This window comes from Sphingomonas sp. (genome assembly GCF_050725575.1).
Lineage (GTDB): Bacteria > Pseudomonadota > Alphaproteobacteria > Sphingomonadales > Sphingomonadaceae > Sphingomonas.
In genome coordinates, this window is sequence record NZ_JBOHHW010000005.1 from 129,068 (window position 1) to 153,700 (window position 24,633).

Annotated in this window: 30 protein-coding genes; 14 read left to right on the forward strand and 16 right to left on the reverse strand. The window is 64.4% G+C overall.

The features are described from left to right. Positions 1-126: 126 nt before the first annotated feature. Complete coding sequence (locus ACRECS_RS05545) at positions 127-1,416, reverse strand: MFS transporter (protein ID WP_431581957.1); 1,290 nt, start codon at positions 1,414-1,416, stop codon at positions 127-129. 201 nt (positions 1,417-1,617) lie between these two features. On the opposite strand from ACRECS_RS05545, the gene pgsA reads away from it, so the two are divergent. The 3 genes from pgsA to ACRECS_RS05560 are packed head-to-tail and all read left to right on the forward strand — an operon-like array spanning position 1,618 to position 2,888. After that, the gene (pgsA, locus tag ACRECS_RS05550) at positions 1,618-2,184 is read left to right on the forward strand and encodes a CDP-diacylglycerol--glycerol-3-phosphate 3-phosphatidyltransferase (RefSeq protein WP_431581958.1); all 567 of its coding nucleotides are present in this window, start codon (positions 1,618-1,620) and stop codon (positions 2,182-2,184) included. Positions 2,185-2,187: 3 nt separating this feature from the next. Beyond that, complete coding sequence (gene moaD, locus ACRECS_RS05555) at positions 2,188-2,445, forward strand: molybdopterin converting factor subunit 1 (RefSeq protein ID WP_431581959.1); 258 nt, start codon at positions 2,188-2,190, stop codon at positions 2,443-2,445. Next, entirely contained in the window at positions 2,442-2,888 is a 447-nt protein-coding gene (locus ACRECS_RS05560; protein ID WP_431581960.1) for a molybdenum cofactor biosynthesis protein MoaE, read from the forward strand. Before moaD ends, ACRECS_RS05560 begins: the two co-directional genes overlap by 4 nt. A gap of 1 nt (position 2,889) precedes the next feature. Here the strand turns inward: ACRECS_RS05560 and ACRECS_RS05565 are convergent, their stop codons facing one another. Together ACRECS_RS05565 and ACRECS_RS05570 are read right to left on the reverse strand one after the other, a co-directional pair. Beyond that, the gene (locus ACRECS_RS05565) at positions 2,890-3,534 is read right to left on the reverse strand and encodes a fasciclin domain-containing protein (protein ID WP_431581961.1); all 645 of its coding nucleotides are present in this window, start codon (positions 3,532-3,534) and stop codon (positions 2,890-2,892) included. A 100-nt stretch (positions 3,535-3,634) separates the two neighbouring features. Then, positions 3,635-4,534 (reverse strand): hydrogen peroxide-inducible genes activator, encoded by a 900-nt coding sequence (locus tag ACRECS_RS05570; RefSeq protein ID WP_431581962.1) that lies wholly within the window; start codon positions 4,532-4,534, stop codon positions 3,635-3,637. A gap of 147 nt (positions 4,535-4,681) precedes the next feature. On the opposite strand from ACRECS_RS05570, the gene ACRECS_RS05575 reads away from it, so the two are divergent. Both ACRECS_RS05575 and ACRECS_RS05580 read left to right on the forward strand, forming a co-directional pair. Further along, positions 4,682-5,224, forward strand: coding sequence for a peroxiredoxin (locus ACRECS_RS05575; protein ID WP_431581963.1), 543 nt, complete (start codon positions 4,682-4,684; stop codon positions 5,222-5,224). Between the two features lie 67 nt (positions 5,225-5,291). After that, on the forward strand, positions 5,292-5,813 hold the full coding sequence (locus ACRECS_RS05580; protein WP_187762682.1) for a carboxymuconolactone decarboxylase family protein: 522 nt from the start codon (positions 5,292-5,294) through the stop codon (positions 5,811-5,813). A gap of 48 nt (positions 5,814-5,861) precedes the next feature. Here the strand turns inward: ACRECS_RS05580 and ACRECS_RS05585 are convergent, their stop codons facing one another. After that, positions 5,862-6,629 (reverse strand): sulfite exporter TauE/SafE family protein, encoded by a 768-nt coding sequence (locus ACRECS_RS05585; protein WP_431581964.1) that lies wholly within the window; start codon positions 6,627-6,629, stop codon positions 5,862-5,864. A 166-nt stretch (positions 6,630-6,795) separates the two neighbouring features. Between ACRECS_RS05585 and epsC the strand changes: the two genes are divergently transcribed. Continuing rightward, positions 6,796-7,485, forward strand: a complete 690-nt coding sequence (epsC, locus tag ACRECS_RS05590) for a serine O-acetyltransferase EpsC (RefSeq protein ID WP_431581965.1) — start codon at positions 6,796-6,798, stop codon at positions 7,483-7,485. A 21-nt stretch (positions 7,486-7,506) separates the two neighbouring features. Beyond that, the gene (locus ACRECS_RS05595; protein WP_431581966.1) at positions 7,507-7,851 is read left to right on the forward strand and encodes a DUF2794 domain-containing protein; all 345 of its coding nucleotides are present in this window, start codon (positions 7,507-7,509) and stop codon (positions 7,849-7,851) included. Between the two features lie 69 nt (positions 7,852-7,920). Here the strand turns inward: ACRECS_RS05595 and ACRECS_RS05600 are convergent, their stop codons facing one another. Beyond that, complete coding sequence (locus ACRECS_RS05600) at positions 7,921-8,952, reverse strand: hypothetical protein (protein WP_431581967.1); 1,032 nt, start codon at positions 8,950-8,952, stop codon at positions 7,921-7,923. Between the two features lie 67 nt (positions 8,953-9,019). Further along, on the reverse strand, positions 9,020-9,448 hold the full coding sequence (locus ACRECS_RS05605; protein WP_431581968.1) for a nuclear transport factor 2 family protein: 429 nt from the start codon (positions 9,446-9,448) through the stop codon (positions 9,020-9,022). A 79-nt stretch (positions 9,449-9,527) separates the two neighbouring features. Here ACRECS_RS05605 and ACRECS_RS05610 point away from each other — a divergent pair, with 79 nt between their 5' ends. Next, a complete protein-coding gene (locus ACRECS_RS05610) occupies positions 9,528-10,427 on the forward strand; it encodes a LysR family transcriptional regulator (protein ID WP_431581969.1) in 900 nt (299 codons plus the stop codon). A gap of 3 nt (positions 10,428-10,430) precedes the next feature. On the opposite strand, the gene ACRECS_RS05615 is transcribed toward ACRECS_RS05610, so the two are convergent. Both ACRECS_RS05615 and ACRECS_RS05620 read right to left on the reverse strand, forming a co-directional pair. Beyond that, positions 10,431-11,330 (reverse strand): SDR family NAD(P)-dependent oxidoreductase, encoded by a 900-nt coding sequence (locus tag ACRECS_RS05615; RefSeq protein WP_431581970.1) that lies wholly within the window; start codon positions 11,328-11,330, stop codon positions 10,431-10,433. Positions 11,331-11,430: 100 nt separating this feature from the next. Further along, positions 11,431-11,718: a hypothetical protein gene (locus ACRECS_RS05620; RefSeq protein WP_431581971.1), complete on the reverse strand. Its 288-nt coding sequence runs from the start codon at positions 11,716-11,718 to the stop codon at positions 11,431-11,433. 353 nt (positions 11,719-12,071) lie between these two features. Between ACRECS_RS05620 and ACRECS_RS05625 the strand changes: the two genes are divergently transcribed. Beyond that, the gene (locus ACRECS_RS05625; RefSeq protein ID WP_431581972.1) at positions 12,072-13,340 is read left to right on the forward strand and encodes a serine hydrolase domain-containing protein; all 1,269 of its coding nucleotides are present in this window, start codon (positions 12,072-12,074) and stop codon (positions 13,338-13,340) included. A 52-nt stretch (positions 13,341-13,392) separates the two neighbouring features. On the opposite strand, the gene phoB is transcribed toward ACRECS_RS05625, so the two are convergent. The 7 genes from phoB to ACRECS_RS05660 form a co-directional block, all read right to left on the reverse strand. Continuing rightward, positions 13,393-14,085 carry a phosphate regulon transcriptional regulator PhoB gene (phoB, locus tag ACRECS_RS05630; protein ID WP_034158672.1) on the reverse strand — a complete coding sequence of 231 codons (693 nt, stop codon included), beginning with the start codon at positions 14,083-14,085 and terminating at the stop codon, positions 13,393-13,395. 2 nt (positions 14,086-14,087) lie between these two features. Then, positions 14,088-14,783 carry a phosphate signaling complex protein PhoU gene (gene phoU, locus ACRECS_RS05635; RefSeq protein WP_431581973.1) on the reverse strand — a complete coding sequence of 232 codons (696 nt, stop codon included), beginning with the start codon at positions 14,781-14,783 and terminating at the stop codon, positions 14,088-14,090. A 32-nt stretch (positions 14,784-14,815) separates the two neighbouring features. Next, on the reverse strand, positions 14,816-15,583 hold the full coding sequence (gene pstB, locus ACRECS_RS05640; RefSeq protein WP_431581974.1) for a phosphate ABC transporter ATP-binding protein PstB: 768 nt from the start codon (positions 15,581-15,583) through the stop codon (positions 14,816-14,818). Then, positions 15,583-16,869: a phosphate ABC transporter permease PstA gene (pstA, locus tag ACRECS_RS05645; protein ID WP_431581975.1), complete on the reverse strand. Its 1,287-nt coding sequence runs from the start codon at positions 16,867-16,869 to the stop codon at positions 15,583-15,585. The genes pstB and pstA overlap by 1 nt, the downstream gene beginning before the upstream one ends. Next, entirely contained in the window at positions 16,862-18,238 is a 1,377-nt protein-coding gene (gene pstC / locus ACRECS_RS05650; protein ID WP_431581976.1) for a phosphate ABC transporter permease subunit PstC, read from the reverse strand. Before pstC ends, pstA begins: the two co-directional genes overlap by 8 nt. 85 nt (positions 18,239-18,323) lie before the next feature. Beyond that, positions 18,324-19,373, reverse strand: coding sequence for a substrate-binding domain-containing protein (locus tag ACRECS_RS05655; protein WP_431581977.1), 1,050 nt, complete (start codon positions 19,371-19,373; stop codon positions 18,324-18,326). Positions 19,374-19,466: 93 nt separating this feature from the next. Continuing rightward, on the reverse strand, positions 19,467-20,696 hold the full coding sequence (locus ACRECS_RS05660; RefSeq protein ID WP_431581978.1) for an ATP-binding protein: 1,230 nt from the start codon (positions 20,694-20,696) through the stop codon (positions 19,467-19,469). Between the two features lie 96 nt (positions 20,697-20,792). Between ACRECS_RS05660 and ACRECS_RS05665 the strand changes: the two genes are divergently transcribed. The 5 genes from ACRECS_RS05665 to ACRECS_RS05685 all read left to right on the forward strand — a co-directional run bounded on the left by ACRECS_RS05665 (position 20,793) and on the right by ACRECS_RS05685 (position 23,990). Further along, positions 20,793-21,197 (forward strand): hypothetical protein, encoded by a 405-nt coding sequence (locus tag ACRECS_RS05665; protein ID WP_431581979.1) that lies wholly within the window; start codon positions 20,793-20,795, stop codon positions 21,195-21,197. Between the two features lie 2 nt (positions 21,198-21,199). Next, on the forward strand, positions 21,200-21,478 hold the full coding sequence (locus tag ACRECS_RS05670; RefSeq protein WP_431581980.1) for an HPr-rel-A system PqqD family peptide chaperone: 279 nt from the start codon (positions 21,200-21,202) through the stop codon (positions 21,476-21,478). Continuing rightward, positions 21,475-22,371 (forward strand): HprK-related kinase A, encoded by an 897-nt coding sequence (locus ACRECS_RS05675; protein WP_431581981.1) that lies wholly within the window; start codon positions 21,475-21,477, stop codon positions 22,369-22,371. Before ACRECS_RS05670 ends, ACRECS_RS05675 begins: the two co-directional genes overlap by 4 nt. Before the next feature lie 44 nt (positions 22,372-22,415). Further along, on the forward strand, positions 22,416-23,510 hold the full coding sequence (locus ACRECS_RS05680) for a nucleotidyltransferase domain-containing protein (protein ID WP_431582037.1): 1,095 nt from the start codon (positions 22,416-22,418) through the stop codon (positions 23,508-23,510). Positions 23,511-23,582: 72 nt separating this feature from the next. Further along, on the forward strand, positions 23,583-23,990 hold the full coding sequence (locus tag ACRECS_RS05685) for a DUF4019 domain-containing protein (RefSeq protein WP_431581982.1): 408 nt from the start codon (positions 23,583-23,585) through the stop codon (positions 23,988-23,990). A 23-nt stretch (positions 23,991-24,013) separates the two neighbouring features. Here the strand turns inward: ACRECS_RS05685 and ACRECS_RS05690 are convergent, their stop codons facing one another. After that, positions 24,014-24,586 carry a hypothetical protein gene (locus ACRECS_RS05690; protein ID WP_431581983.1) on the reverse strand — a complete coding sequence of 191 codons (573 nt, stop codon included), beginning with the start codon at positions 24,584-24,586 and terminating at the stop codon, positions 24,014-24,016. Positions 24,587-24,633: the final 47 nt, after the last annotated feature.

The following is a 24,633-nucleotide window of genomic DNA, read 5'->3' on the forward strand; positions in this document are numbered from 1 at the left end:
GTCCGGCCATCAGCAATCATTCGACCATCGCGCAGGATTCGGCATGTCATCGCTCGCCGGACTTGATATCGGCGCGCTCTTTCTCAGGGTCGAAAACAGTCTTGCCGGAGCGCTGCGCCCGATGCGTCAATCGCAGGCGAGGTGCAGCTTTTGCGCGATCCACGCCGAGACCAGGCACATGCCCGCGACCAGCAGCATCATGTCCTCGGGCGAGACGCCAAGCCAGATCAGGAACAGCACGGTGAATGCGCCAACCGTCATCGCGCCGGAATTGACGACATTGTTCGCCGCGACCGTGCGCGCGGTCTGGTCCTTGGTCACCGTGGTGGTGAGAAAGGCATAGAGCGGCACGACGAACATGCCGCCGGTGATCGCGATCGCCAGCAGTGACAGGATCACCGGGATCGAGCGCGGCTGGGTGATGAATTCCACGATGCCGTAGAGATGGCCGTCAGCGGCCGGCACCCAGGACCGGGCGAGCAGCGAGAAGACCACGACGAAGCCGCCCATCGCGATGACCGAGACGGGGGAATATTTCGCCGAGATCTTGCCCTTCAGCATCGAGTTGATGATCACCGATCCGATCGCGACACCGACCGAGAAGATCGCGATGACCATGCTGGCGACGCGTTCGTCGGCGGTTAGAACATTCTTCACCAGCGGCGGAAAGACGATGATCAGCACCGAGCCGATCGTCCAGAAAAAGGAGATTGCGCAGATCGCCAGGAACAGGCGCGGGATGTGCATCGTCGCCGCGATCAGCCGCCATGAGGCGGTGAAGGGGTTGTAGTTGAGCTTGAGCACGGCGCCCTCGCGCGGCGCCGGCGGTACCTGCCGCCCCGAGAACCAGCCGATCAGCGCGACCACCAGCACGGTCACCGCCGCGCCTTCGGCCGAGATCCAGCCGGCAACCACGGTCCCCATCAGGATGGCGAGATAGGTGCCGGCTTCGACCAGGCCGGTGCCGCCAAGCACTTCTTCGGGTTTCAGATGCTGCGGCAGGATGGCGTATTTGATCGGCCCGAAAAAGGTCGAATGGATGCCCAGCGCGAACACTGCCGCGAGCATCATGAACATGCCGATACCAGTGTGCCCGGCCTTGGCGATCAGCAGCCCAGCGGCACCGAGCAGCATGATCAGGATCTCCGCCGTCTTCACGATGCGGATGATCTTCGCCTTGTCGGTCGTGTCGGCGAGCTGGCCGGACAGCGCCGAGAGCAGGAAGAAGGAAATGATGCTGAGACCAGTGGCCAGCGCGTTGAAGTTCGATTCGGTCGCCGGGTCGTTGAAGATTTGGTAGGTCGCGAACAGGACCATCGAGGTCTTGAACAGATTGTCGTTGAACGCCCCGAGGAACTGAGTGGTGAACAGGGGCAGAAAACGGCGCTCTTTCAGCAACCCGAGCGCAGTGAGCATGGTCTAATCCGGCCCTGTTAGTGATTGGGGTTAGTGATTGGGTTTGTGGCGAAACAGTGTCGCGACATAGACGAGGCGGTGGCGGAGCGGCAACCGCTTATCATTGGCGCCTCTTCCTGACGCATGGCCGTGTCATTCCGTTCCATCTCGCGCGTCTGCCTTGGGGTTTCCCGGGGGCGTAGGCAGGTCTAGAGCGATCACATGCTCACGCTGCCCAACCTGCTTACTCTCTCGCGAATCGTCGCGGTGCCGCTGCTGGCATGGTTCCTGTGGTGGCCGGGCTGGCCAGCCGGCTATCTCGCCGGGTTCATACTGTATTGCCTGATGGGCGTGACCGATTATTTCGACGGCTATCTCGCCCGCGCACAGGGCACCGTGTCGAAGCTTGGCGTGTTCCTTGATCCGATCGCCGACAAGATCATGGTCGCGGCGGTCATCCTGCTGCTGGTCGGCACGCGCGACAGCAGCCCGGCGGTGATCACCGGCATTCACCAGGTCGCCGCACTGGTCATTCTGCTGCGCGAGATCGCGGTGTCGGGCCTGCGCGAGTTCCTGGCGCAGTTGCAGGTATCGGTGCCGGTGTCGCAGCTCGCCAAGTGGAAGACGACGCTGCAGCTGATTGCGCTTGGCGGGCTGATCCTCGGCGGCGGGCTGCCGGGCTGGCCCTGGGTGCAGACTGTCAGCCTCGCGGCACTGTGGGGCGCCGCGGCGCTCACTCTGGTGACGGGCTGGGATTATCTGCGCGTCGGCCTGAAGCATATGGATTGAGCCGTGGCGATCGAGATGCTGTATTTCGCCTGGGTGCGCGAAGCGATCGGTGTCGGGCAGGAGCGCGTCGATCCGCCGGAGTCGGTCGCGACGATCGCGCAGCTGATCGACTGGCTTGCTACCCGCAGTGAAGGACATGCCGGCGCCTTTGCCGATCGCAGCCGGCTGCGAGCGGCCGTGGATCAGGTCTTCGTGGCGCTCGACGCACCGCTCGGCACGCCGCGCGAAGTGGCGATCTTTCCGCCGGTGACCGGCGGATGATCCGCGCCGCCGTCCAGACCGACCCGATCGATCTCGCGCAGGAACTGGCCGCGATCGAAGTGCCGGGGGCAGGGGGGATCGCAACCTTTGCCGGGCTGGTCCGCGCCGATGACGGGGTCAGCGCGCTGGAACTCGAACATTATCCCGGTGCGACCGATGCGGCGTTGCTGGCTCTGGCCGAGCGGGCGGCGCAGCGCTGGTCGCTGCTGGCGGTCACGGTGATCCACCGTGTCGGGGTGATGTATCCGGGCGAACGGATCGTCTTTGTCGGCGTCGCCGCGACGCACCGTGCACCGGCGCTGGAGGCCTGCGCTTTCCTGATCGACCGGCTGAAGACCGACGCGCCGTTCTGGAAACGGGAAAGCCGGGGGGCGGACAGTCGGTGGGTCGAACCGCGCGGCAGCGACGATGACGCCGCCGCGCGGTGGCAGGAGCCGGGCTGAATCAGTTCAGCTTGGGCAGGACCACGCCGTTGACGACATGGACGACGCCGTTCGACTGACGGACATCGGGCACTTCGATATAGCTCTTGTTGCCGTTGACATCGACCAGCGCCACGGCCTGTCCTTCCTTGGACACGGTCAGCGGTTCGCCTTCGACCGTTTTCAGCACGACCTTGCCGCCGCCCGCGTCGATCTGCGCCAGCAATTGCGCGCCGGTGATCGTGCCGGGCACGACATGATAGGTCAGGACCTTGACCAGGGTCGCCTTGTTTTCCGGCTTGAGCAGCGTGTCGACCGTGCCCGGCGCGAGGCGGCTGAACGCGTCATTGGTCGGCGCAAAGACGGTGAACGGACCCGGGCCCGACAGCGTGGTGGTCAGGTCGGCGGCCTTCACGGCGGAGACGAGGGTGCTCAGATTGGGTGCGGTGGAGGCGTTGTCGACGATCGTCTTGGTGGCATCCATCGCCGCGCCACCGACAGCCGGATTGGCCGGTTGTGCCGCCGCTGGTGCGGCCGTTGCTGCCTGAGCCGAAGTCGTCTGGGCCGAGGTTGCCGTATCCTGCAACGGGGCGGCAGTGGCGGTCATGGCGGTCATTGAAAGCGCGCCGGCAAGCGCCGCCAAAGGAAGTTTGGCAAAGCAATTCATCTGTCTCTCCAACTTGTAAACCGTGTCGTGCCGGGTCCGGCACGCGGTAAATGTACGATTCAGCACACAAATGGGTTCCGCCGTCCGTCGTGCGGGCCGCTCAGTGCACCTCGGCAAGCACATTCGCGAGCAGGCGGAAATCCTTCTCGCGCGGGCTTGCGCGCCGCCAGACCAAAGCGATCTGGCGTGACGGATTTTCAGCGTCGAGCGCCCGGGCTGTCAAGCCGGTATGATCGAGAATTCCGGCCTTCAGTGCCATTTCGGGCAGCATCGTCACGCCCAGTCCATTGTCGACCATCTGCACAATGGTGTGCAGCGAGGTGCCGAGCATCGTCGCTTCGGCGCGCAGTTCGGGGCGGTTGCACGCGGCGAGCGCATGGTCCTTCAGGCAATGTCCGTCCTCGAGCAGCAACAGCCGGGTTTCATCGATATCGGCGGCGCGTATGGTGAGTGACGAACTGCCGAGTTCGGACTCGGGGCCGGCGACGAACAGCCGGTCGTCGAACAGGAATTCGCTCGACACTTCGCCGCAAGCATAGGGGAGGGCGAGCAACACGCAATCGGTGCGGCCATGATGCAGGCCTTCGCAGGCGGTGCCGCTGGGCTCTTCGCGCAGGAACAATTTGAGGTCGGGATAGTCGCGGCGCAGACGCGGCAGGATGCGCGGCAGCATGAACGGCGCGATCGTCGGAATGACGCTCATGCGCATTTCCCCCGACAGCGGCCGTCCGGCGGCGCGGGCGAGGTCGCCCAGCTCCTCTGCCTCGCGCAGCACGCGGCGCGCCTTGTCGGCGATTCGATCGCCGAGCGGGGTGAAGCGCACGACGCGTCGCGTCCGCTCTACCAGTACCACGCCGATCAATGTCTCGAGCTCGCGGATGCCGGCCGACAGTGTCGATTGCGTGACGAAACAGGCTTCGGCGGCGCGCCCGAAATGGCCATGATCCTGTAATGCAACGAGATATTGCAGCTGTTTCAAGGTTGGCAGGTAGGTGGCCATTGATTGCCTCAATCGATCAAGGTGGCCAGAATAACCTGCTTGATCGATTAAAAGCCAGTGCTTATGTGCAGCGCAGCGAAGAGGGCGGCTAACGCCCCGGTGCGAGGATGTCCGGACGGCCGACCCATTTCCTTGAGGAGGCCATTAATGCTCACCATCGGCGACACGCTCCCCGATTTCACCGTTCCCGTCCAGCAGGGCGTGGACGCCCTTCCGGCTGGCGAAACGCTCAGCCAGGACAGCTTCCCGGGTAAGTGGAAGGTGCTGTTCTACTGGCCGAAGGACTTCACCTTCGTGTGCCCGACCGAGATCGTCGGCTATGCCGGCCTGAAGGACGATTTCGCTGATCGCGACGCCGTGCTGATCGGCGCCTCGACCGACACCGCGCACGTCCACCTCGCCTGGCGCAAGTCGGATCCCGACCTCGCTGCCGCCGATTTCCCGTGGATCGCCGACAATGGCGCAGTGCTTGCCTCGGCACTCGGCATTCTCGACCAGAACGAGCATGTCGCGTTCCGCGCGACCTTCATCATCGATCCGGACAATGTGATCCAGGCGGTGCAGGTCAACGGCCTGAACGTCGGCCGCAACCCCGCCGAGACGCTGCGCGTGCTCGACGCGCTGCAGACCGACGAGCTGTGCCCGTGCAACTGGAACAAGGGCGACGACGTCCTGAAGCTGGCCGCTTAAGCGCCGTAGCGTTCGAGGGGCGCGGGGCCATGCGGCCTCGCGCCCTTTATTTTGACTGGAGATCCCCATGTCGCTCAAGGATTTTGCGGGCACGCTGCCCGACTTCGCCAAGGACATTCGCCTCAATGTCGGATCGCTGCTTAATGAGCAGCATTTGCCCGACCAGCAGAAGTTCGGCCTGCTGCTCGCCTGCGCGCACGCCACCGGCTATAAGCCGCTGGTCGATGTGACCGAGGCCGAGACCGCCGGCAAGCTCTCGCCCGAGGCGGCCAATGCGGCACGCGCGGCGGCGGCGGTGATGGCGATGAACAATGTCTATTACCGCTTCACGCACCTTGCCGGGAATGACGAATATCAACGTATGCCGGCCAAGCTGCGCATGAACGTGATTGGCCAGCCAGGGATCGACAAGGTCGATTTCGAACTGTTCAGCCTCGCCGTGTCGGCGATGAACGGTTGCGGCATGTGCATCGACAGCCATGAGCAAGTGCTCAAGAAGGCCGGTGCCTCGGCCGAAGCGATCCAGACCGCCGTGCGCATCGGCGCGGTGCTGAAGGCCGTTGCCACAGTCCATGCAGCGGTGAACTGACGCCGATGGGACGGTGCCGGCCGGCACCGTCCCATCGTCTGAACACGCCTAGTGGAGCGCCCGGTACAGGTTGAACAGGCTGGTGAGCGTCAGGATGATGCCGACCAGGAACATCAGCGTCTTGGCTGGGACGCGCTTGGCGAGCATCGCGCCGAACGGTGCTGCGATCACGCCGCCGATCAGCAGGCCGACCGTCGCCAGGGTGAAGGCCTCCAGGCCCAATTGGCTGATGAACGTCGCCGAGATCGTCGCGGTGAGAAAGAATTCCGCGGTATTGACCGTGCCAACAGTCATGCGCGGGCTTGCGCCCTGGACGAGCAGGTTGGAGGTCACGACCGGGCCCCAGCCGCCGCCGCCCGCCGCATCGAGAAAGCCGCCGATCAGTCCGAGCGGCTCCACGATCTTGGGCTCACGCTCGCGCGGCGGATAGCGCAGCGCGCGGAACAGCAGGTACACGCCGATACCGGTCAGATAGACCAGGATGAATGGCTTCGCGGTGCTCGCGTCGATATTCGACAGGACATAGGCACCGAGAACGCCGCCGATCACGCCTGGGATCATCAGCCGGAAGAACAGTTTCCAGTTCACATTGCGGTGGATCGCATGGCTGATACCGGAGACGGCGGTGGTGAAGGTTTCGACCGTATGCACCCCCGCCGACGCTGCGGCTGGCGGCACGCCGAGGAACAGCAGCAGCGAGTTCGAGATCACGCCGAACGCCATTCCCAAGGCGCCATCCACCATTTGCGCGGCAAAGCCGATCGCGATGAAGGGAAGAATAGTTTCGATGGTTTCGACTGAAATAAACGGACTCAATGCAATCCCCCAAGGCAATCCGGCACCCAGCCTGAAGGATCGAGATCGCGCACCGCTGGAAATCCTACAAGCAAGATAGGGTTTGTTGGCAGAAAGTTACGATGGTCCGGTCCTTTAATTCGCCGGATTGAACGACTAGATATGGCCCCGCGACTAAGGGGACGCAATGATGGGAAGTCTGATCGCCTATCTCGATTCGATCAAGGCGCGCGACCCCGCGCCGCGGTCGCGGCTTGAGATCATGACCTATCCCGGCGTCTGGGCGCTCGGGTACCACCGCATCGCGCACCGCTTGTTCAAGGCGCGGCTCTATTTCCTGGCGCGCGTGGTCAATCATTTCTCGCGCTTCCTGACGGCAATCGACATTCATCCCGGTGCGACGATCGGGCGCAATTTTTTCATCGATCATGGTTTCGTGGTGATCGGCGAGACCGCGGAGATCGGCGACAATGTCACAATCTATCAATGCGTCACGCTGGGCGGGACCAGCCCTGACAATGGCATTCAGGGCAAAAGGCATCCGACCCTGTCGGACGGCGTGATCGTCGGATCGGGCGCGCAAGTGCTTGGGCCGATCATCGTCGGCAAGGGCGCCAGGATCGGTGCCAATGCGGTGGTCACGCGCGAAGTGCCGGAAGGCGCGGTGATGGTCGGCATCCCGGCGCGCGCGACGATAGTCGAGGGCGGGCAGAAGCAAAGCGGCTTCCTTGCCTATGGTACGCCGTGCAGCGACATGTTCGATCCGGCGACGCAGAAGGTCGAACTGCTGCGCTGCGAGCTGGAGACGATGCGCAAGCGGCTCGATGCGCTGCTTGCCGAACATGAGAGCGTGGAGAGAGCGCGCGATCGTGCCTGACAATTCCGTGCCGGAGGCTTGATGGGAAGCGTCACACCCTTTCCCGCGCCGCAGCGTCCCGCCACGCAAGTGGGATTCGAACGCGCCGAACTGACCCGCATTCTCGATCTTTATGGCCGCATGGTCTCGGCCGGGCACTGGCGCGATTATGCCATGGACCTGGGCCGCGATGCCGCCGTCTTCGCCGCATTCCGCCGCGCCGCTGAACGGCCCGAATTCCGCATCGAGAAACGCCCGGCGCTGCGCAACCGCCAAGGCATGTGGGCGCTGATCAACGAGGTTGGAGTGGTGCTGAAGCGCGGGCATGAATTGCCCGCGGTGCTGGCGCCGGTCGAACGTCGCTTGATGAAGCTGGTGGCGGATTAGGCAAAAGAAAACCCCGGCAGCCTTGCGGTGCCGGGGCAGGGGGGCGTTCGAACGGATGGCTTGCTATGGTCAGGCCGGCACCAGCGTCGCGACCGGCGGCAGGCGACCGCCAAGACCGCCGAGCGTGCCGACCACCGTCCGGCGCATCGTGTGCCAGAAGGCCGAGAGCATCAGCAGGGCGGAGCCGATCACCAGCGCGGCGATCGCGGCGCTGAGTTCGACTGCGCCCGCGCTGTTGATGATCGCGTACATCGCATAGAGGACATAGACGAGGCTGGACACGAGCAGGGCGCGGCGATCGATCGCCAGTGCGACGAACGAGAAGATGAGATAGAGGGTGAGCACAATCACCGCGGTGCCCATGCCGACATCGTCGCCGAAGATTCCGAGCATCTGAAACACCGGGTGCGCGATCATCGGCGCGGCAGCGAGATGCAACCAGAACGCGACATCGGCTCTGCGCGTGCGACGCTGGGTATCCGACATGTCCCACCACATTGCCAGCGCGAACACCGCTAGCCCGCCGACCAGGACGATCACATAGACCGCATTCTCGGCCACCGGCACGGCGGCGATGACCAGGCCCGTGGCGGTCGCGACCAAGGCTGCGGCGCCGGCCGCAATGGTGATCGGCACCATGAAGCGGCGCCAGTGCAGCCAAGCGGCGCCGGCCGCGATCAGTGCGATCCCCGCGCCAATCGCGGCATTGGTCTGCTCCGGCAGGTTGGGGTCGATCTGGATCATCGCGCCGACCAGAGCCGCGGCAACGCCGCCGACAAATGCCAGCAGCAACAGGATGCTGGGCAGCGCCATGCGGCGCTTGCGCGTGAAATATTCGGCGAGCAGCCATGACGCCGTCGCAATGCCGGCGCCGGCCAGCGGCTTGGCGATCGCCTCGCCGATCTGCGCGATCGCGACGAGCAGCAAGGCGATCGCGATCGACACGAAAATATCGTTGAAGCCGGTCAGGAGCCGGAACGACTCCTCGTCGACCGCCGGCGCGGCACGATTGGCGGCAATGTGGTTGCGTAGCGCACTGGCGGCATCGGGGGTGATGACCCCGGCCGCCACGGCGCCGTCGATGTCGCTTTCGCTGTACATGACAATCCTCCCTGTTCCGGCCGGAAGGATAGCATTGGTGTATTGGTAATGCAATACACCAGAGCGGTCAGGCTTTGGCAGCCTCCAGCGCCTGCTCATAGGTGCCGAGTTCGCGGTCGATCAGCGCCGTATCCATATACTCGATCAGCTCGATTATCTTGCCCTGGGTAAAGCGGCAGATATAGCAATATTGATTATTATAGCGGCCGCCGCGCCGGGTGCGCACGTCGCCCTGAACCTCTACCATGACCAGATCGCCCTCAGCGATCATGCGGGTCGCGTGGCTGCGATACTGGCCGTCGAATTGCGCGAACAGCGGCCGGAACAGGTCGCGGCGCACCGTGTCGAGGCCTTCCCAGCGCCGCGACCAGCTCGACGAGCCGGTCGCCTGCCAGGTGAAATCGGGATGCAGCGCGTCGCCGAACGCGCTGCGATCGCCCTCAGCCATGGCGTCGAAGATGCGCTTGACGATGGCCTTGTTGGCGTGGGTGCTCATGGAAATGCTCCTTATTGCGTCGGCGCCATCTGTGGATCAGATCAGTAAATAACAAAAATGCATATGGATTATATCTATCATGCCAAAAACGGATTTACGGCGTTATGATCTTAATCAGCTAGTCGTGCTCCGCGCGTTGCTCGAGACCGCCAATGTGACACAAGCCGGCGCAATAGTGGGGCTCTCGCAACCAGGCATGAGCCGTGCCCTCGCCCGGTTGCGCCTCGATTTCGGTGATCCGCTGCTGATCCGGTCGGGGGCCGCGATGCGCCGGACACCGCGGGGTGACGCATTGCGTGATACGATCGAGGCGTTTCTTGATCGTGCCGCCGCGCTGTATCGGCCGGAAGCCTTTATCCCCGGAGAGGCCGAACGCGTGTTTCGTGCCGCCATGCCTGATGTGGTGGCGACGACCCTGTTGCCGCCGCTGATCGAAATCCTTGCAACCGAAGCGCCGCGCTGCCGGCTGGAGATCATCGGCTGGCCGGGCCTTGCGCCGGCACGCGGGGGCGAGACCGACTTCGCCATTTCGACCGAGCCACAGGTCTATCACGGCTTTCGTATGCGCAGCCTATATCAGGACCGCGACCTGCTGATCCATTGCGTGGGACGGTTGGGCAACGATGCTGTGGGCGACATGGCGACGATGCTCAGCCTGCGGCATGTTGCGGTGATCCCGGCGGCGCTGACGGAGGATCCGGTCGAACCCTGGCTGCGCAGCCAGGGGCTGAGCCGGCGCATCGCGGTAACGGTGCCGACCTATCTCCAGGCGGCGCACCTCGTGTCGCGCAGCGATCTGGTTGCGATCGTTCCGGCGCGGTTCGCGACCACGGTCGCCTGGCCCTTTGGGCTGGTCGAGACGCCGTTGCCGATCGGCCAGTCGGCCGATCAGCAATGGTTGCTCTACCCCGCGCGGCTCGAAACCGATCCTGCATCGGTGTGGCTGCGTGGGGTGGTCATGCGCTTGGCGCAATCGTGAGCGTCAGCCGCCCTGCAGCTTGCGCATGATCGACAGCGACTGTTCGGCGCCCGATTGTGGGGTCAGTTCGCCGGTACGGTCAGTGATTTCCGCCCAATGCGCGGCGATCCCCTCGGCCGACAATTCGTCGCCGGTCAGCAGCTTGCCTTGGGTCAGCGTTACATAGGCAGCCTGGAATACGCCTGCGCCCGCGCCGATAATCATGTTGGTCGGCGCGTCTTCCGACACGAGATAGATTGCGGCCGGCGCGACCTTTTCCGGCGCGAATGCGGCGAACGCCTCGGCCGGAAACAGGTCCTCGGTCATGCGCGTGCCGGCGGTCGGGGCGATCGTGTTGACCTTGATGTTGTTCTTGGCGCCCTCGATCGCGAGCGTCTTGGTCAGGCCGGCCAGGCCGAGCTTGGCCGCGCCGTAATTCGCCTGGCCGAAATTGCCGTACAGGCCGGTCGATGATGCAGTCATCAGGATGCGGCCGTAATTCTGCTCGCGCATCGTTTCCCACACTGCCTTGGTGCACATTGCCGAGCCGTTGAGATGCACATCGACGACGAACTTGAAATCGGCCGGCTCCATCTTGGCGAAGCTCTTGTCGCGCAGCACGCCGGCATTGTTGATCAGGACATGGACGCCGCCCCATTTTTCCTTCGTCTTGGCGACAAGCTCGACCATATGCTCATATTCGGTGACGCTGCCGCCGTCCGACATCGCTTCCCCGCCGGCCGCCTTGATCTCTTCGACGACCTTCAGCGCAGCGTCGGAATGGCCGGTGCCGTCGCGCGATCCGCCGAGATCATTGACCACTACCTTCGCGCCGCGACGTGCGAGCTCAAGGGCATAAGTGCGGCCAAGGCCGCCGCCTGCGCCGGTGACGATGGCGACGCGATTATCGAAGCGAATGGTCATGAAAAAGGGCTCCTGGAAACGTTCGAGCGCTTCCTAGGACAAGTTTCCGTTTAGGGAAAGCCGTGCGGGCGCACGTTTATGACGCACGCCCGCAATGCGTTCAGCGACCGCCGCGCTGGATACAATTATCGGTCTGGCCGCGCTTGCACAGCGGATATTTGGCCAGCGGTGGCGGGGCCGGATAGGCCTGGTCCGGCGTCGGCGCCTGGCGGAACACGACGGTTGCGCCGGGCTGTACCGGGCCGCTCAGCGCGGGGCCGGTCGGGCCGTACCCGCCAGTGGTGCCGGCCGGGGTCGGGTCGACTGCTGTGGCCGGCTGTGCCGGGGCGTCCTGCGCCACCGCGGGAGCTGCGATAAACGCGGCGGCGGCCAATAGGATCAGCTTCATCAAGGGTCTCCTGATAGCATTGCGCCGAAGACCGGCGCGCCACCCCCAACGCGCATTGTCCTTAATGGCTCCAAAAAATCATCACGCTCGCGAATCGAGCACCTGTCCGGCCGATCCCGCGGTGCAAATGATGATGGCTGGAACATTGGATCGGTTGGATCCCGGCGATCCACCCGGACATTCGGCCCGGACAGCTCGGTTTGGTCGAAAAAGCCCGCGCCTCTCTGGTGCATTCGCTGAGATTGGCACACAGAGCCGCGGTTCCATGATCGATCGTTGGAGCCATGACATGGGAAGTCGAAGCACGAATGCATGAAGTGAGGAGTACGCAGCGGCGAGTAGGCAAGCGCTACATGGTTCTGGGACTTGTCCTGCTCGCGGGCATCGTCGTGATGCTCGCCTTGAACCGCGTATGGCCGGGTACCACTGAGAAACAGGCGGCGAACGCTGCGAGCGCCTTGTCGATCGACCTGGCTCCTGTCGGCGAGCCATCCCGGGTCGATTATCGACGACTGAATGAGCGGATCCTCACCCTCATGCAGCAGCCCGACATGGTCGGCCTGGCGGTCGGTACGGTCGAGCGCGGGGAGGTCCGGTTTGTTCGGGGTTATGGCGAGACGCTCGCGGGTACGGGCGATCGAGTCACGCCCGATACCGTGTTCCGCTGGGCGTCGCTTTCCAAGGGCGTGGCCTCTGCACTGGTTACCAAACTCGCCGCGGAGGGCCGGCTCTCGCTCGACGCGCCGCTGGCGACCATGGGCACGACTCTCACGCTGCCCGGCGATACCAGCCGGGTCACCGTAGCCGACCTGCTCTCGCACCGCCTCGGCCTCGTCCGCAACGCCTGGGACGACCGGCTGGAAGCGGGTGAAGACCCGAAGCTGATTCGTAGTCAGCTCGGCACACTCCCGCCTTATTGCCCGCCGGGTACCTGTTACACCTATCAGAATATCGCCTTCGACGCGGCGTCCGAGATCGTCGAGCGAGTCACGCGGCAGAATTATGGATCGGTCGCCCGCGCGCAGCTGTTCGTGCCGCTCGGCATGACCAATGCAAGCGTGGGCCGTGCCGGGCTGGAAAGCGCCGCGAGCTGGGCGCGGCCGCACCATCTGGCCCGGACGCCCGCGACGGTGACTGACATCTATTATCGCGTGCCCGCGGCAGGCGGCGTCAATTCGTCGATCAACGACCTCACGCGCTGGATGCGCGCGCAGATGGGCGACGCGCCGAACATATTGTCGCCGGCAATGCTGGGCACCATGCATCGCCCCAGGGTGCCGACGCCGCCGCACGGTCCGCGCGGGCCGATGGATCGCGCGCTGGCCAACGCGTCCTACGGCCTGGCGTGGCGCAGCTTCACCTATGCCGGCCATAGCCTGGTCGGTCACCGCGGATCGGTGGACGGTTATGGCTCGCTCATTCTGTTCGATCCCGCGGACAGGAGCGGCATCGTGATGCTGTGGAACAACAACCGGGGCATAGCCGCGCGCCTGCAGCTCGAATTCTTCGATATGCTGTACGGCTTGCCACCGACCGACTGGCTCGATCTTAAGGCATCCGCGGAGCCGGATGCGGATCCCGCCGGAGCCCCAGCTGGATCAGCCGGGGCACGACGGAAATAAACACGTAGGAAAGACTTTTGAAATTCGCAGAAGAGCGAATTTCAAAAAGCCCTTAGGCGCCCGAATCGAGCGCGTATCCGGCCGACCGCACGGTGCGGATGATATCGGCGCGGCCGCCATCGTTGATCGCCTTGCGCAGCCGACGGATATGTACGTCGACGGTGCGCGATTCGATGTCGGAGTCATGCCCCCACACTGCATCGAGCAGGCGCTCGCGTGAGAAGACCCAGCCGGGATGCTCGAGGAAATGCTTAAGCAGGCGGAACTCGGTCGGCCCGAGCGGGATCACGTCGCCCGACCGGCGCACCTTGTGCCCGACCGTGTCCATTTCGATATCGGCATAGGTCAGTTGCTCGCCGGCCAGCGCCGGGCGTACCCGGCGCAGCACCGCGCCGACGCGTGCGACGAGTTCGCGTGGGGAAAAGGGCTTGGTGACATAGTCGTCCGCGCCGGTTTCCAGCCCGCGCACGCGATCTTCCTCTTCACCGCGTGCAGTGAGCATGATGATCGGTACATTGGCGGTTTCCGGCATGCGGCGCAGGCGTCGGCACACTTCGATCCCGGACAGCCCCTCGACCATCCAGTCGAGCAGCACGATATCCGGCGTCGCCTCCTTGGCGAGTAGCAAGGCTTCCTCGCCATCGGGCGTGTGCGTGATTTCGAAATCCTCACGCTTGAAATGCCAGACGAGCAATTCGGCGAGGGCGGCATCGTCCTCGACCAGCAGCATACGGGCGCGCGCCATAATCAAACTCCTTCGCTGGCGGTCGGCGAACCACGGTCGCGCTCGGCCATATGTTCGCCGGTCGCGGCATAATAAACCATCTCCGCGACATTGGTCGCATGGTCGCCGACACGTTCCAGATTCTTGGCAATGAACAAGAGTTGTGCGACCTGACTGATCGTCTTGGGGTTTTCCATCATGTGCGTGACGAACACCCGGAACAGGCTGTTGTAGAAATCATCGACCGCACGGTCGCGATCGCACACTTCGACCGCCGCCTGCGCATCGCGCGCGGCAAAGGCGTCCAGCACGTCATGGACCATCGCCTTGGCGAGATTGGCCATAGCGGGCATGACCGACAATGGTTCGATCTCGCTATGCGCGTCGATATCGGGAACGCGCTTGGCGATGTTCTTGGCGTAATCGCCGATGCGTTCGATCACGCCGGCAATCTTCAGTGCGGCAACCACCTCGCGCAAATCGTCGGCCATCGGCGCGCGCAGTGCGATGATCCGCACCGCGAGCTGCTCCACGTCCATCTCGAGCGCATCGATCTTCTTGTCGCCCGCGACCACCTTGGCAGCGGCGACGAGATCATGGCGGTGCAGCGCATCCATCGCCGCGCCGATCGCCTGTTCGGCCAATCCGCCCATCTGCGCGATCAGGCCGCGCAGTTCGCCGATATCCTCGTCGAAAGCCTTTACCGTATGGTCACTCACAACCTAAATCCTAACAGGGGGGATCCCAATGTTCAGCCATAACGGCCGGTGATATAGTCCTTGGTCCGCTCTTGCCGCGGGTTGGTGAAGATGTCGGAGGTTGCACCATATTCCACCAGGGTGCCGAGATGGAAGAAGGCGGTCTTTTGCGAAACGCGCGCAGCCTGCTGCATATTGTGCGTGACGATCACGATCGCATAGCGGCCGCGCAGTTCGTGGATCAGCTCCTCGATCTTGGCGGTGGCGATCGGGTCGAGCGCCGAGCACGGCTCGTCCATCAGGATTACCTCGGGGTCGACCGCGATCGCGCGGGCGATGCACAGCCGCTGCTGCTGACCGCCCGAGAGCGCGGTGCCGCTTTCGCTCAACCGGTCCTTGACCTCGTCCCACAGGCCGGCGCGGCGCAGCGATTGCTCGACGATCCCATCGAGATTGGTCTTGCTGCCGGCAAGGCCGTGGATGCGCGGGCCATAAGCGACATTCTCATAGATCGACTTGGGAAACGGGTTGGGCTTCTGGAACACCATGCCGACCCGCGCGCGGAGCTGTACCACGTCCATTGACGAGGCATAGATATCCTCGCCGTCCAGCCGGATATCGCCCTCGACCCGTGCGCTGGCGACGGTGTCATTCATCCGGTTGAGCGTGCGCAGGAAAGTCGATTTACCGCAGCCCGACGGGCCGATGAACGCCGTGACATTGTCCTGGTCGACATCGATCGACACGTCGTTGATCGCCTGTTTCGCGCCGTAAAAGACGTTCACATTGCGAGCGGTGATTTTCAGATGTTGTTCGGTCATCACCAGCGGGTCTCGAATTTGTTGCGAAGATAAATGGCCAGCCCGTTCATCGCGAGCAGGAAGACGAGCAGCACGATGATCGCCGCGCTGGTCTTTTCGATAAAGCCGCGATTGACCTGATCGGACCACAGGAAGATCTGCACCGGCAGCACCGTTGCCGGATCGGTCAGCCGCTCGGGCGGCGACACCATGAAGGCGCGCATGCCGATCATCAGCAGCGGCGCGGTCTCACCCAGCGCACGCGCCATGCCGATGATCGTGCCGGTCAAGATGCCGGGCAAGGCGAGCGGCAGGACATGATGGAACACGACCTGGATCGGGCTCGCCCCGACCGCGAGTGCCGCATCGCGGATCGATGGCGGCACCGACTTGATCGCGTTGCGGCCGGCGATGACGATCACCGGCATGGTCATCAGTGCGAGCGTCAGCCCGCCGACCAAAGCCGCCGAGCGCGGCAGGTTGAAAGTGCCGAGGAACACGGCGAGGCCAAGCAGGCCGAAGATGATCGACGGCACCGCGGCAAGGTTGTTGATCGACACCTCGATCAGGTCGGTCCAGCGATTGCGCGGTGCATATTCCTCGAGATACAGTGCCGACAGCACGCCGATCGGGAAGGCGAGCAGCAGGGTCACGATCATCGTGAATAGCGAGCCCTTCAGCGCCCCCCAGATGCCGACCATGGTGGGGTCGGTCGAATCCGAATTGGTCAGAAACCATGGGTTGAAGCCGGTGGTGATGACGCCGCGCCGGCCCAGTTCGGCGACCTGCCGCTCGGCATCGGCTGATCCCACGCCCTTGGCGGCGATGTCGATCGCGGCCGAGGCGGGGACCGAGATGATGTTGCGCGCCTTAAGCAGTGCCGGGTCGGCCTTCAGCGCATCGCGCACGCGCAGCCCGGCACCATCGGATAGCAAAGTATCGCCCTTCGGTCCGAACGCGGCAATCGCGGCGGCATCGGTCGCCCGCTCCAGCCCGGCAGCGGCCAGCGCCATATCGGCACCCTTATTGTGCAGCTGCGCCGGATCGATCGTCAGCTCGGCGCGCGGGAAATCGACCGGCAGCTTGAGCTCGGTCTGAGTGAAGCCGCTCGCGCCGTTGAGAAACATCGTCACGAGCAGAAAGGCGAGGAACCCGGCCGAGATGACTACCGCGCTCAGCCCGATAAAGCGGAAGCGGCGCTCGGCGGCATAGCGGCGGCGGATACGGCGCTGCATCGCGTCGGTCCGCCAGTCGGTCGGGGCGCGATCCGGCACCACTCCGGAGGGAGATGCAGCGACGTTATTCATAAGCTTCTCGATACCGTTTCACGACGGTCAGTGCGATGATGTTGAGCAGCAGAGTGACGATGAACAGGGTCAGGCCAAGTGCAAAGGCGGCGAGCGTCTTCGGGCTGTCGAATTCGGCCTCACCGGTCAGCAGATCGACGATCTGCTTGGTCACGGTGGTCGCGCTGCCGAACGGATTGAGCGACAGGGTGGCGACGCCCGATGCGGCCATCACCACGATCATCGTCTCGCCGATCGCGCGGGAGATCGCGAGCAGCACACCGCCCACCACGCCGGGGAGAGCCGCGGGCAGCATCACCCTGCGGATCGTTTCTGACGGCGTTGCGCCCATCGCCAGGCTGCCGTCGCGCATCGATGAGGGGACGGCGGCGATCGAATCGTCGGCCATTGATGACACGAACGGGATGATCATCACGCCCATCACCAGCCCGGCGGCGAGCGCGCTTTCCGAACTGGCCCAGGTCACGCCGAGCGACACGGCCAGGTCGCGCACCGCCGGGGCAACCGTCAGCGCGGCGAAATAGCCATAGACGACGGTCGGCACGCCGGCGAGGATCTCCAGGATCGGCTTCATCCAGCGACGCACGCGCGGCGCGGCATATTGCGTCAGATAGATCGCGCTCATCAGCCCGAACGGGATCGCGACGACCATCGCGATCACCGCGCCGATGAAGAAAGTGCCCCAGAACAAAGGCACCGCGCCCAACGCGCTGCCCGGGTCATTGGCCGGAATGACCTGCGGGCTCCAATGCGTGCCGAACAGGAAATCGCCGATCGGCACGATCTGGAAGAAGCGCCAGGATTCGAACAGCAGCGAGGCGACGATGCCGACCGTCGTCAGGATGGCAATCAGCGAGGCGGCGAGCAGCACGACCATGACGACCCGCTCGACCCGCGTGCGCGCCCGGAAATCGGGTTTGATCCGCAGATAGGCCCAGGCGCCGGCGGCAAAGGCGAGGAGCAGCGCGGCGGCCGTACCGATCCAGTCATAGCGCGACTGCGCGGCGGCATAGGCCGGCGCGAGCTGCTGCGCGATCGGGTTGAACGATCCGAAGGTGCGGCCATTGGCGATGTTACGCGCCTCCGACAGCACCGCCGCGCGCTCGAAGCCCGGTGAGGGCAGCTGTGTTGCAGCGGGCGAGGTGAGCACTGTGTCGGTGACCAAGGCCGGCGACACTGACGACCACACGGCCACGAACAGCGCCGCCGGCAACAGCGTCCACAGCGCCACATAGGTGCCGTGATGCGTCGGCAGTGAACTGAACCGCGCACTGCTGTCGCGGCGGAAACTGACCGCGCGAACGCGCGCGGTCAGCCAGCCGATCAGGCCAAGTCCGGCAATCAGGAATAAAAGGGCGAGCGTGGACAACGCGGCGTTCTCGAACAGGAGGGGCTCGTAAGGAGCGGCTCGTAATTAAAGAGGCGTGCCGGTCACGACCGGCGCGCCGGTAACATTATTTCAACTGGCTCGGGTCGAGCAGAGTCGACGCCTTGACGATGGCGGCCGAGCTGGTCCGTACATTTTCCGGCGAGGCGATCAGGCCCTTGGCGGTCAACGGGCCGCCCGGATTCCATGCCGCGACATATTCGTCGAGGAATTTCTGCAGGCCCGGAATGGCGGCGAGATGCGCTTTCTTGACGTAGATGAACAAGGGGCGCGACCCGGGATATTTGTTCTGCGCGATCGTCTCATAGGTCGGCTCGATACCGTTCAGTGGCACGCCGTTGAGGTGATCGATATTTTCCTCAAGATAGGAATAGCCGAAAATGCCGATCGCATTGGGGTTCGACTGCAGCTTCTGGACGATCAGATTGTCGTTTTCGCCGGCGTCGATATAGGCGCCGTCCTCGCGGATGCGGTTGCACGCGGCGGCATAGGCATCCTTGTCGCTGTCCTTCAGCGCCTTGACGCTCGGCGTCACCTCGGCACAGCCCTTGTCGAGGATCAGCTCGGTCAGCGCATCGCGCGTGCCACTGGTCGAGGGCGGGCCGTACACCTGGATCGGGATCGCGGGCAGCGTCGGATTGACGTCCTTCCAGGTCTTGTAGGCGTTGGGCTTGCCGCCCGGATTGGCGGCGAGTGCCTTGTAAAGGTCCGCTGGCGTCAGCTGCAGCTTCGGCCCGTTCTTGCCCTCGGCAAAGGCGATCCCGTCGAGGCCGACCTGGATTTCGATGATGTCGGCCACGCCATTGGTCTTGCAGCCGGCATATTCAGACGCCTTCATGCGGCGCGATGCGGCTTCGATATCGGGATGCGCCGCGCCGATGCCGGCGCAGAAGAGTTTCATGCCGGCGCCCGTGCCGGTCGATTCGATCACCGGCGCCTTCATGCCCGGGTTCTTGTTGACGAACTGTTCGGCGACGATCGTCGTGAACGGATAAACGGTTGAGGATCCGACCGCCTTGATCTGGTCGCGCGAGCCTGCGCCGCCGCCATTGGCCTGATCCTGGCACGCCGCAAGCGCGAGCGCGGAGACGGCGATAAGCGCGATGTTCTTCAGCATGGGACCCCTCTGGTGACGATGTCGGGCGAAGCCGGTTCGACTCGCCGCATTTGCGCCTAGCACTGCGATGATCGCCGCTGTGTGACACTTGCGTTACCGTTTGATGACAGCGTCCGCATGAGCGGGCAGCAGGATGGTCACCGTGGTGCCCTTGCCGACCGTGCTGGCGATGTCGAGCCGGCCGCGGTGCCGCTCGACGATATGCTTGACGATCGCCAGGCCCAGACCCGTGCCGCCGGCCGCACGGCTGCGGCCGGGATCGACGCGATAGAAGCGTTCGGTCAACCGCGGAATATGTTCGGGAGCAATGCCCTCACCCTGATCCGTCACGCTGATCCGCACCATATTGGTCTGGTCGCGCCACAGCCGGACCGAAACCGGTGCACCGGCGCGGCCATATTTCGTCGCATTGCCGATCAGGTTGTGCAGCACCTGGCTCAGTTGTGCCTGGTCGCCCGCGATCGGCGGCACCTCCGGTTCAATGTCGACGACGATCTCGCCGGCGGATTTGTCCCGCGCGCGCTCCATTTCGGTGCGGACTTCGCCGATCAGCGCGCCGAGATCGACCGCAATGTCGGGTAGGCGGTATTTCTCTGCCTCGATCCGGCTCAGAGAGATGAGGTCCTCGACCAGCCGCTGCATCCGCCGCGCTTCGTCGAACATGATCTGCAGGAAACGATTGCGCACCGCGGAGTCTTCGCCCGCCTTCTCTTCGGCCAGCGTTTCGATATAGCCGAGGATCGAGGCGAGCGGGGTGCGTAGCTCATGGCTGGCATTGGCGACGAAATCGACCCGCATGCGCTCCGCGGCATAATTGCCGGTCTGGTCGATCAGATGGACGATGCGTTGCCCGCTGGAGGCGCGACCGATGCGCATTTCCCAGCGCTGGTCGAGCGTGCCCAGGCCAACCAGGTCGATCGGCCGCGACGAATGGCCGGCGAGCGGATTGGCCAGCCGCTCCGCTGCCGCGGGGTGGCGGATGGCAAGCCGGATATCCTCACCGACGATATGGCCGCCAAGCAGCGCGCGCGCCGCGGCGTTGGCGTGGCTGACCCGGCCGTCGGCGACGATCAGCACCGGTTCGATGATCGCTTCCATCACTTCGCTCAGGTCAGGCGCGGTGGGGCCGGAGGGTACCGGGGCCGGAAGCGGTGGATCCGCCGAACTGTCGCCGGTGCCGGCGGCAGCCAGCACTGCGGCCACGCCGCTGACCAGCGTGACCAACGTGGTCTGCGCATCATGCCCGAGCAGATAGACGGCGGCGGCGGCGAGCAGGACGATGCCGATCGCGGTGACCGTGCGGGGACCAAAACCAGTGAACATTACACTGCCTGTAGCGCAATCGTGCTTAACCCCGATAGGCCCGCTTGCCAGTGTTTCATGAATATGAAAGGGCTGAGGCCGCATAAGGGGCGGACAATGAGCGACGACATTCCTGAAACCGAGTTGCCAACGGAGGGAACGACCCGCCGCCGCGCGCTGCTGCTTGGTGCGGTCGGTGCCTCGGCGATCATTTCGATCCGTCCTGCATTGGCACAGACCCAGGCGTCGATCCTGACCTGTGAGATTCCGGTGCCCGACCCGGCCCGTCGTGGCAGCTATATCGCCCCGGACGGTAAATTGGTGCCGGCGGGCACGCCGGGCGCGTTCGCGCCGGCCGGCCGGCCGTTCAAGGGCCAGGACGTCAAGCGCGCGCTGTCGGGCGGGCAGCTTCCCGGCGTCGATTATGAGCGCAACCGCGCCTACACCAATTACATCCGCCGTCTGCAGTCGGGCACCAGCGGCTTCACCTGCTTCGCATCGTTGCAGATGCCGCGCGGCTGACGTTGGACAGGCTGTTTCGCGCGGCGCGCGTCGAGACGCTGTGCATCGACTGGCTCGACGATTTCACGCTTTTCTACCATCGCGTTTCGGGCATCACGCATTTGCTGACCTCGCCCGCGCCTGAGATTCTCGCGGCACTGGGGGAGGCCGGCATGACGCTGCCCGCCCTGGCCGAGCGGCTTGCGGCCGATTTCGACATGCTCGACGGTGATGCGTCAGCACTGGCGGCGCGGCTTGATGAACTGGTTGCGGCCGGCCTGGTCGAGGCAAGCCCGGCATGAGGCACGTCTTTTCCGTGCGTATCGGGCCGATCGGCTTTCGCATCGGTTCCGACTGGCGCGCGCCGGTCGATCAGCTCGCGGAACTGTATCGCGATTACCCCGCGCCGCAGGACGGCGTGCCGGACTATACCGTGCGTCTGTTCGCGGCGCGGCCGTGGCGGCGTTTCGTGCGGCCGTCAGTGATGATCGGCGGCGATTTTGTGCTGCCCGAAGCGGCGCCGCTGCCGCTCGCGCAGGGCCTGCTCGCGGCGGAAATGGGCATGAACCTGCAAATGGCGCTCGGGCAGCGGCGCTATCTGCTGCTCCACGCCTCGGTGGTCGAGCGCGGCGGCCGCGCGCTGTTGATGACCGGCGTGTCGGGCTCGGGCAAATCGACGCTCGCAGCGTTGCTCGGCGCGCGGGGCTGGCGGCTGATGGGTGATGAGTTCGCCCTGCTCGATCCGGCGACCCGGCTGGTGCATCCCTTTCCCCGGCTGGTCAGCCTGAAGAACCAGGCGATTGCGGTCACCGAACAGGCCGTGCCGCAGGGGCGTTTCGGCCCGCTGATGGACGGAACGCCCAAGGGCAGCATCCGCCATCTCGTGCCCGGCGCGGACGCGATCGCGGCGATGGAAACGCCCGCGATACCGGCGTTGCTGCTCTTTCCGAGCTTCGGCTTCGACGCGGCGACACGCGATGTGGCGTTGAGCGAAGTGTTCGTGCGGCTGACCCAGGCGTCGACCAATTATGTCGCGATGGGCGAACGCGGCTTCACGGCGCTGACTCGCTTGGTGAAGTCGATCCCCGCATGCGCGATTGACTATCCCGACACCGAGAGCGCGCTGGCGCAAGTCGAGGCGGCATGGTCAGATCTTGGGTCAGATCTTGGGCCAGATCTGGGGGCAACGCCGTGAATGACGGCTGGCTGCTCGCCCGCGCTCTGCGCACGCCCGGTAATATGCTCGCACTCGACGCGGCGGGCTGGACCGATTTGCTCGCGATCGCGCGCGCGGAGCAGATGATCGGCACGCTGGCGCATCGGCTCGCCGGCCTGCCGGTACCGAATGCAGTTGCGCGCATCCTCGACGATGCCCGCGCCTCGGCGGAACAGGGGCGCATCGTCGCTTTGTGGGAAGCCGAGATGGCGCGCCGCGTGCTGGCCGCGATCGGCGTGCCGCTGGTGCTCCTGAAAGGCACGGCGTTCGTCGCGGCCGGGCTGGAGGCAGGGCGGGGGCGCTCGATCGGTGATCTCGACATATTGGTGCCCAGGGATCGCATCGATGCGGTCGAGACGGCGCTGCTCGCAGCGGGATGGGAATGGGTCAAGCCCGATCCCTATGACGATGAGTATTACCGTCGCTGGATGCACGAACTGCCGCCGCTGATCCACCGCGAGCGCGACCGGATGATCGATGTGCACCATACGATCCTGCCACTGACCGCGCGGATCACGCCTGATGCGGGCGCGCTGCTTGAGCACAGCCTGGCACTTCCTCCCTCCGTTCGTTTCGAGCGAAGTCGAGAAACCGGTTCCGAGAGCGACGATACCGGCTTCTCGACTTCGGCCGGCGGGGTAGAAGTTCATCCTGAGCGCCTGCCTTGGCAGGCAGTCGAAGGGCCCGAAGCGAACGGGATTGGTGAGGTGCGTATCCTCTCGCCCAACGACATGCTGGTCCATGCTGCTGCGCATCTGTTCGCCGATGGCGATCTCGCCGGGGGGATACGCAATTTGTGGGACGTGCATTGCCTGGTCGGGCAATTCGGCACCGGCGGCCTGGCGGAGCGCGCAGCGTATCATGGGCTGGCCAAGGAAACCGCGCGCGCGCTGCGCCTCGCGACCGCGCTGTACGGCGCGGGGGCAAGGCTCAATCCCGCCGATCGCCTGTATTTGCGCCGTCTTACCGCGCGCGATGGCTGGGGCTGGCCGACACGGCCCGTAACCCGACTTGCCTTCTATATCCGCTCGCATTGGCTGCGCATGCCGCCGGCGATGCTGGCGCGGCATTTATGGACCAAATGGCGCAAGGGCGGAGCGGGTCCGGTCAGCGGGTAAGGATTCCGACGCCGCGCAATTGTGCGGCGCGTGCCGATCCGGCAAACTTCGCCCGCGACTCGAGGATATGACATGAAGCGTGCGCTGGCTGCCCTGGCCCTGATCGGCCTTTCGTCCTGTTCACTGGGTGCGAGCGTACCGGCGGCCGAAAAAGCCGTTGTCAAATTCCACGCCATGCTCGATCGCGGGCAGTTCCAGCAAATCTACGATCAGTCTGGCAGCGTGATGAAATCCGTTGCCACTGGCCCGCAGCTTGTTGCGCTTCTGTCCGCCGTGCATCGTAAGCTCGGCGCGACCAAACAGTCCGTTCGTCAGGGCTGGAACGAACAAGTCAATGGCGACGGACACACGCTCACGCTCGGTTACGACACGCTCTATGAGCGTGGTAAGGCGGCCGAGACCTTCGTGTTCCAGGTGTCGGACAAGGATGTCAGCCTGGCAGGCTATCACATCAATTCCGACGCCCTGGTCCTCAATTGACCGTCAGCTGAATCTCGCCAGATTCAGCTGGTCCACTGCACCATTTTGGTGCTCGCGATCTCGGATCGCGCCTGGCCGGGTGAAAGCTGCTTTTGCACGGTGACCGCATGGGTGGCGCGCACTTCGAGTATCACCTGCACCACCACGGCATCGCCGTCGGCCACGGTCACGCTGGACTCCGAATTGGACGGCTTCATGCCGTTGCGGGCCATCGCCGTCTCGACGGTATAGGTTCCGGGCGTCACCTCCGCCATGACGAACTGGTTCATGCGGATCTGTCCCGACGCGACGCCGGCGATGCTCACCTTCATACCCGCCAGGCCACCCATGAAGCCGCGCCGGACGACATAGATGCGCGCTTTGCCGGGTGCGGGAATCAGCAGCCGGGCGTCCTTCAGCGTTGCCGCATCGGCCGCCTTGCCGACCTTGTTACCCGCCAGCAAATAGACGATGTAACCAACCACCGCGACGAGGATCGCGATCATCAGCGACCCGCCAACACCGTCCGGCAAGCTGCGCACCAGCACCGGTCCCACGAACACGCCAATGAACGCCGCAATGCAGGTCAGGATGATCCATTTGCTGTTATCGGGCATCGGTCGCCTCCCCGAACGAGGGGGCCAGGACCCTCCGGAACTTCTTC

Excerpts from the sequence above, each read along its gene's own strand:
- ACRECS_RS05580 (WP_187762682.1), top strand. The coding sequence starts at position 5,292 with ATGTCGCTCAAGGATTTTGCGGGCACGCTGCCCGACTTCGCCAAGGAC.
- pstB (WP_431581974.1), bottom strand. The coding sequence starts at position 15,583 with ATGACCGAACAACATCTGAAAATCACCGCTCGCAATGTGAACGTCTTT.
- ACRECS_RS05625 (WP_431581972.1), top strand. The coding sequence starts at position 12,072 with ATGGTTCTGGGACTTGTCCTGCTCGCGGGCATCGTCGTGATGCTCGCC.
- ACRECS_RS05680 (WP_431582037.1), top strand. The coding sequence starts at position 22,416 with ATGCTCGCACTCGACGCGGCGGGCTGGACCGATTTGCTCGCGATCGCG.
- ACRECS_RS05655 (WP_431581977.1), bottom strand. The coding sequence starts at position 19,373 with ATGCTGAAGAACATCGCGCTTATCGCCGTCTCCGCGCTCGCGCTTGCG.
- ACRECS_RS05610 (WP_431581969.1), top strand. The coding sequence starts at position 9,528 with ATGCCAAAAACGGATTTACGGCGTTATGATCTTAATCAGCTAGTCGTG.
- ACRECS_RS05600 (WP_431581967.1), bottom strand. The coding sequence starts at position 8,952 with ATGTACAGCGAAAGCGACATCGACGGCGCCGTGGCGGCCGGGGTCATC.
- ACRECS_RS05620 (WP_431581971.1), bottom strand. The coding sequence starts at position 11,718 with ATGAAGCTGATCCTATTGGCCGCCGCCGCGTTTATCGCAGCTCCCGCG.
- ACRECS_RS05560 (WP_431581960.1), top strand. The coding sequence starts at position 2,442 with ATGATCCGCGCCGCCGTCCAGACCGACCCGATCGATCTCGCGCAGGAA.
- epsC (WP_431581965.1), top strand. The coding sequence starts at position 6,796 with ATGATGGGAAGTCTGATCGCCTATCTCGATTCGATCAAGGCGCGCGAC.
- ACRECS_RS05660 (WP_431581978.1), bottom strand. The coding sequence starts at position 20,696 with ATGTTCACTGGTTTTGGTCCCCGCACGGTCACCGCGATCGGCATCGTC.
- ACRECS_RS05665 (WP_431581979.1), top strand. The coding sequence starts at position 20,793 with ATGAGCGACGACATTCCTGAAACCGAGTTGCCAACGGAGGGAACGACC.
- ACRECS_RS05615 (WP_431581970.1), bottom strand. The coding sequence starts at position 11,330 with ATGACCATTCGCTTCGATAATCGCGTCGCCATCGTCACCGGCGCAGGC.
- pstA (WP_431581975.1), bottom strand. The coding sequence starts at position 16,869 with ATGAATAACGTCGCTGCATCTCCCTCCGGAGTGGTGCCGGATCGCGCC.
- ACRECS_RS05570 (WP_431581962.1), bottom strand. The coding sequence starts at position 4,534 with ATGGCCACCTACCTGCCAACCTTGAAACAGCTGCAATATCTCGTTGCA.
- ACRECS_RS05595 (WP_431581966.1), top strand. The coding sequence starts at position 7,507 with ATGGGAAGCGTCACACCCTTTCCCGCGCCGCAGCGTCCCGCCACGCAA.
- ACRECS_RS05690 (WP_431581983.1), bottom strand. The coding sequence starts at position 24,586 with ATGCCCGATAACAGCAAATGGATCATCCTGACCTGCATTGCGGCGTTC.
- ACRECS_RS05675 (WP_431581981.1), top strand. The coding sequence starts at position 21,475 with ATGAGGCACGTCTTTTCCGTGCGTATCGGGCCGATCGGCTTTCGCATC.
- ACRECS_RS05565 (WP_431581961.1), bottom strand. The coding sequence starts at position 3,534 with ATGAATTGCTTTGCCAAACTTCCTTTGGCGGCGCTTGCCGGCGCGCTT.
- ACRECS_RS05605 (WP_431581968.1), bottom strand. The coding sequence starts at position 9,448 with ATGAGCACCCACGCCAACAAGGCCATCGTCAAGCGCATCTTCGACGCC.
- pgsA (WP_431581958.1), top strand. The coding sequence starts at position 1,618 with ATGCTCACGCTGCCCAACCTGCTTACTCTCTCGCGAATCGTCGCGGTG.
- ACRECS_RS05685 (WP_431581982.1), top strand. The coding sequence starts at position 23,583 with ATGAAGCGTGCGCTGGCTGCCCTGGCCCTGATCGGCCTTTCGTCCTGT.
- phoB (WP_034158672.1), bottom strand. The coding sequence starts at position 14,085 with ATGGCGCGCGCCCGTATGCTGCTGGTCGAGGACGATGCCGCCCTCGCC.
- ACRECS_RS05545 (WP_431581957.1), bottom strand. The coding sequence starts at position 1,416 with ATGCTCACTGCGCTCGGGTTGCTGAAAGAGCGCCGTTTTCTGCCCCTG.
- ACRECS_RS05575 (WP_431581963.1), top strand. The coding sequence starts at position 4,682 with ATGCTCACCATCGGCGACACGCTCCCCGATTTCACCGTTCCCGTCCAG.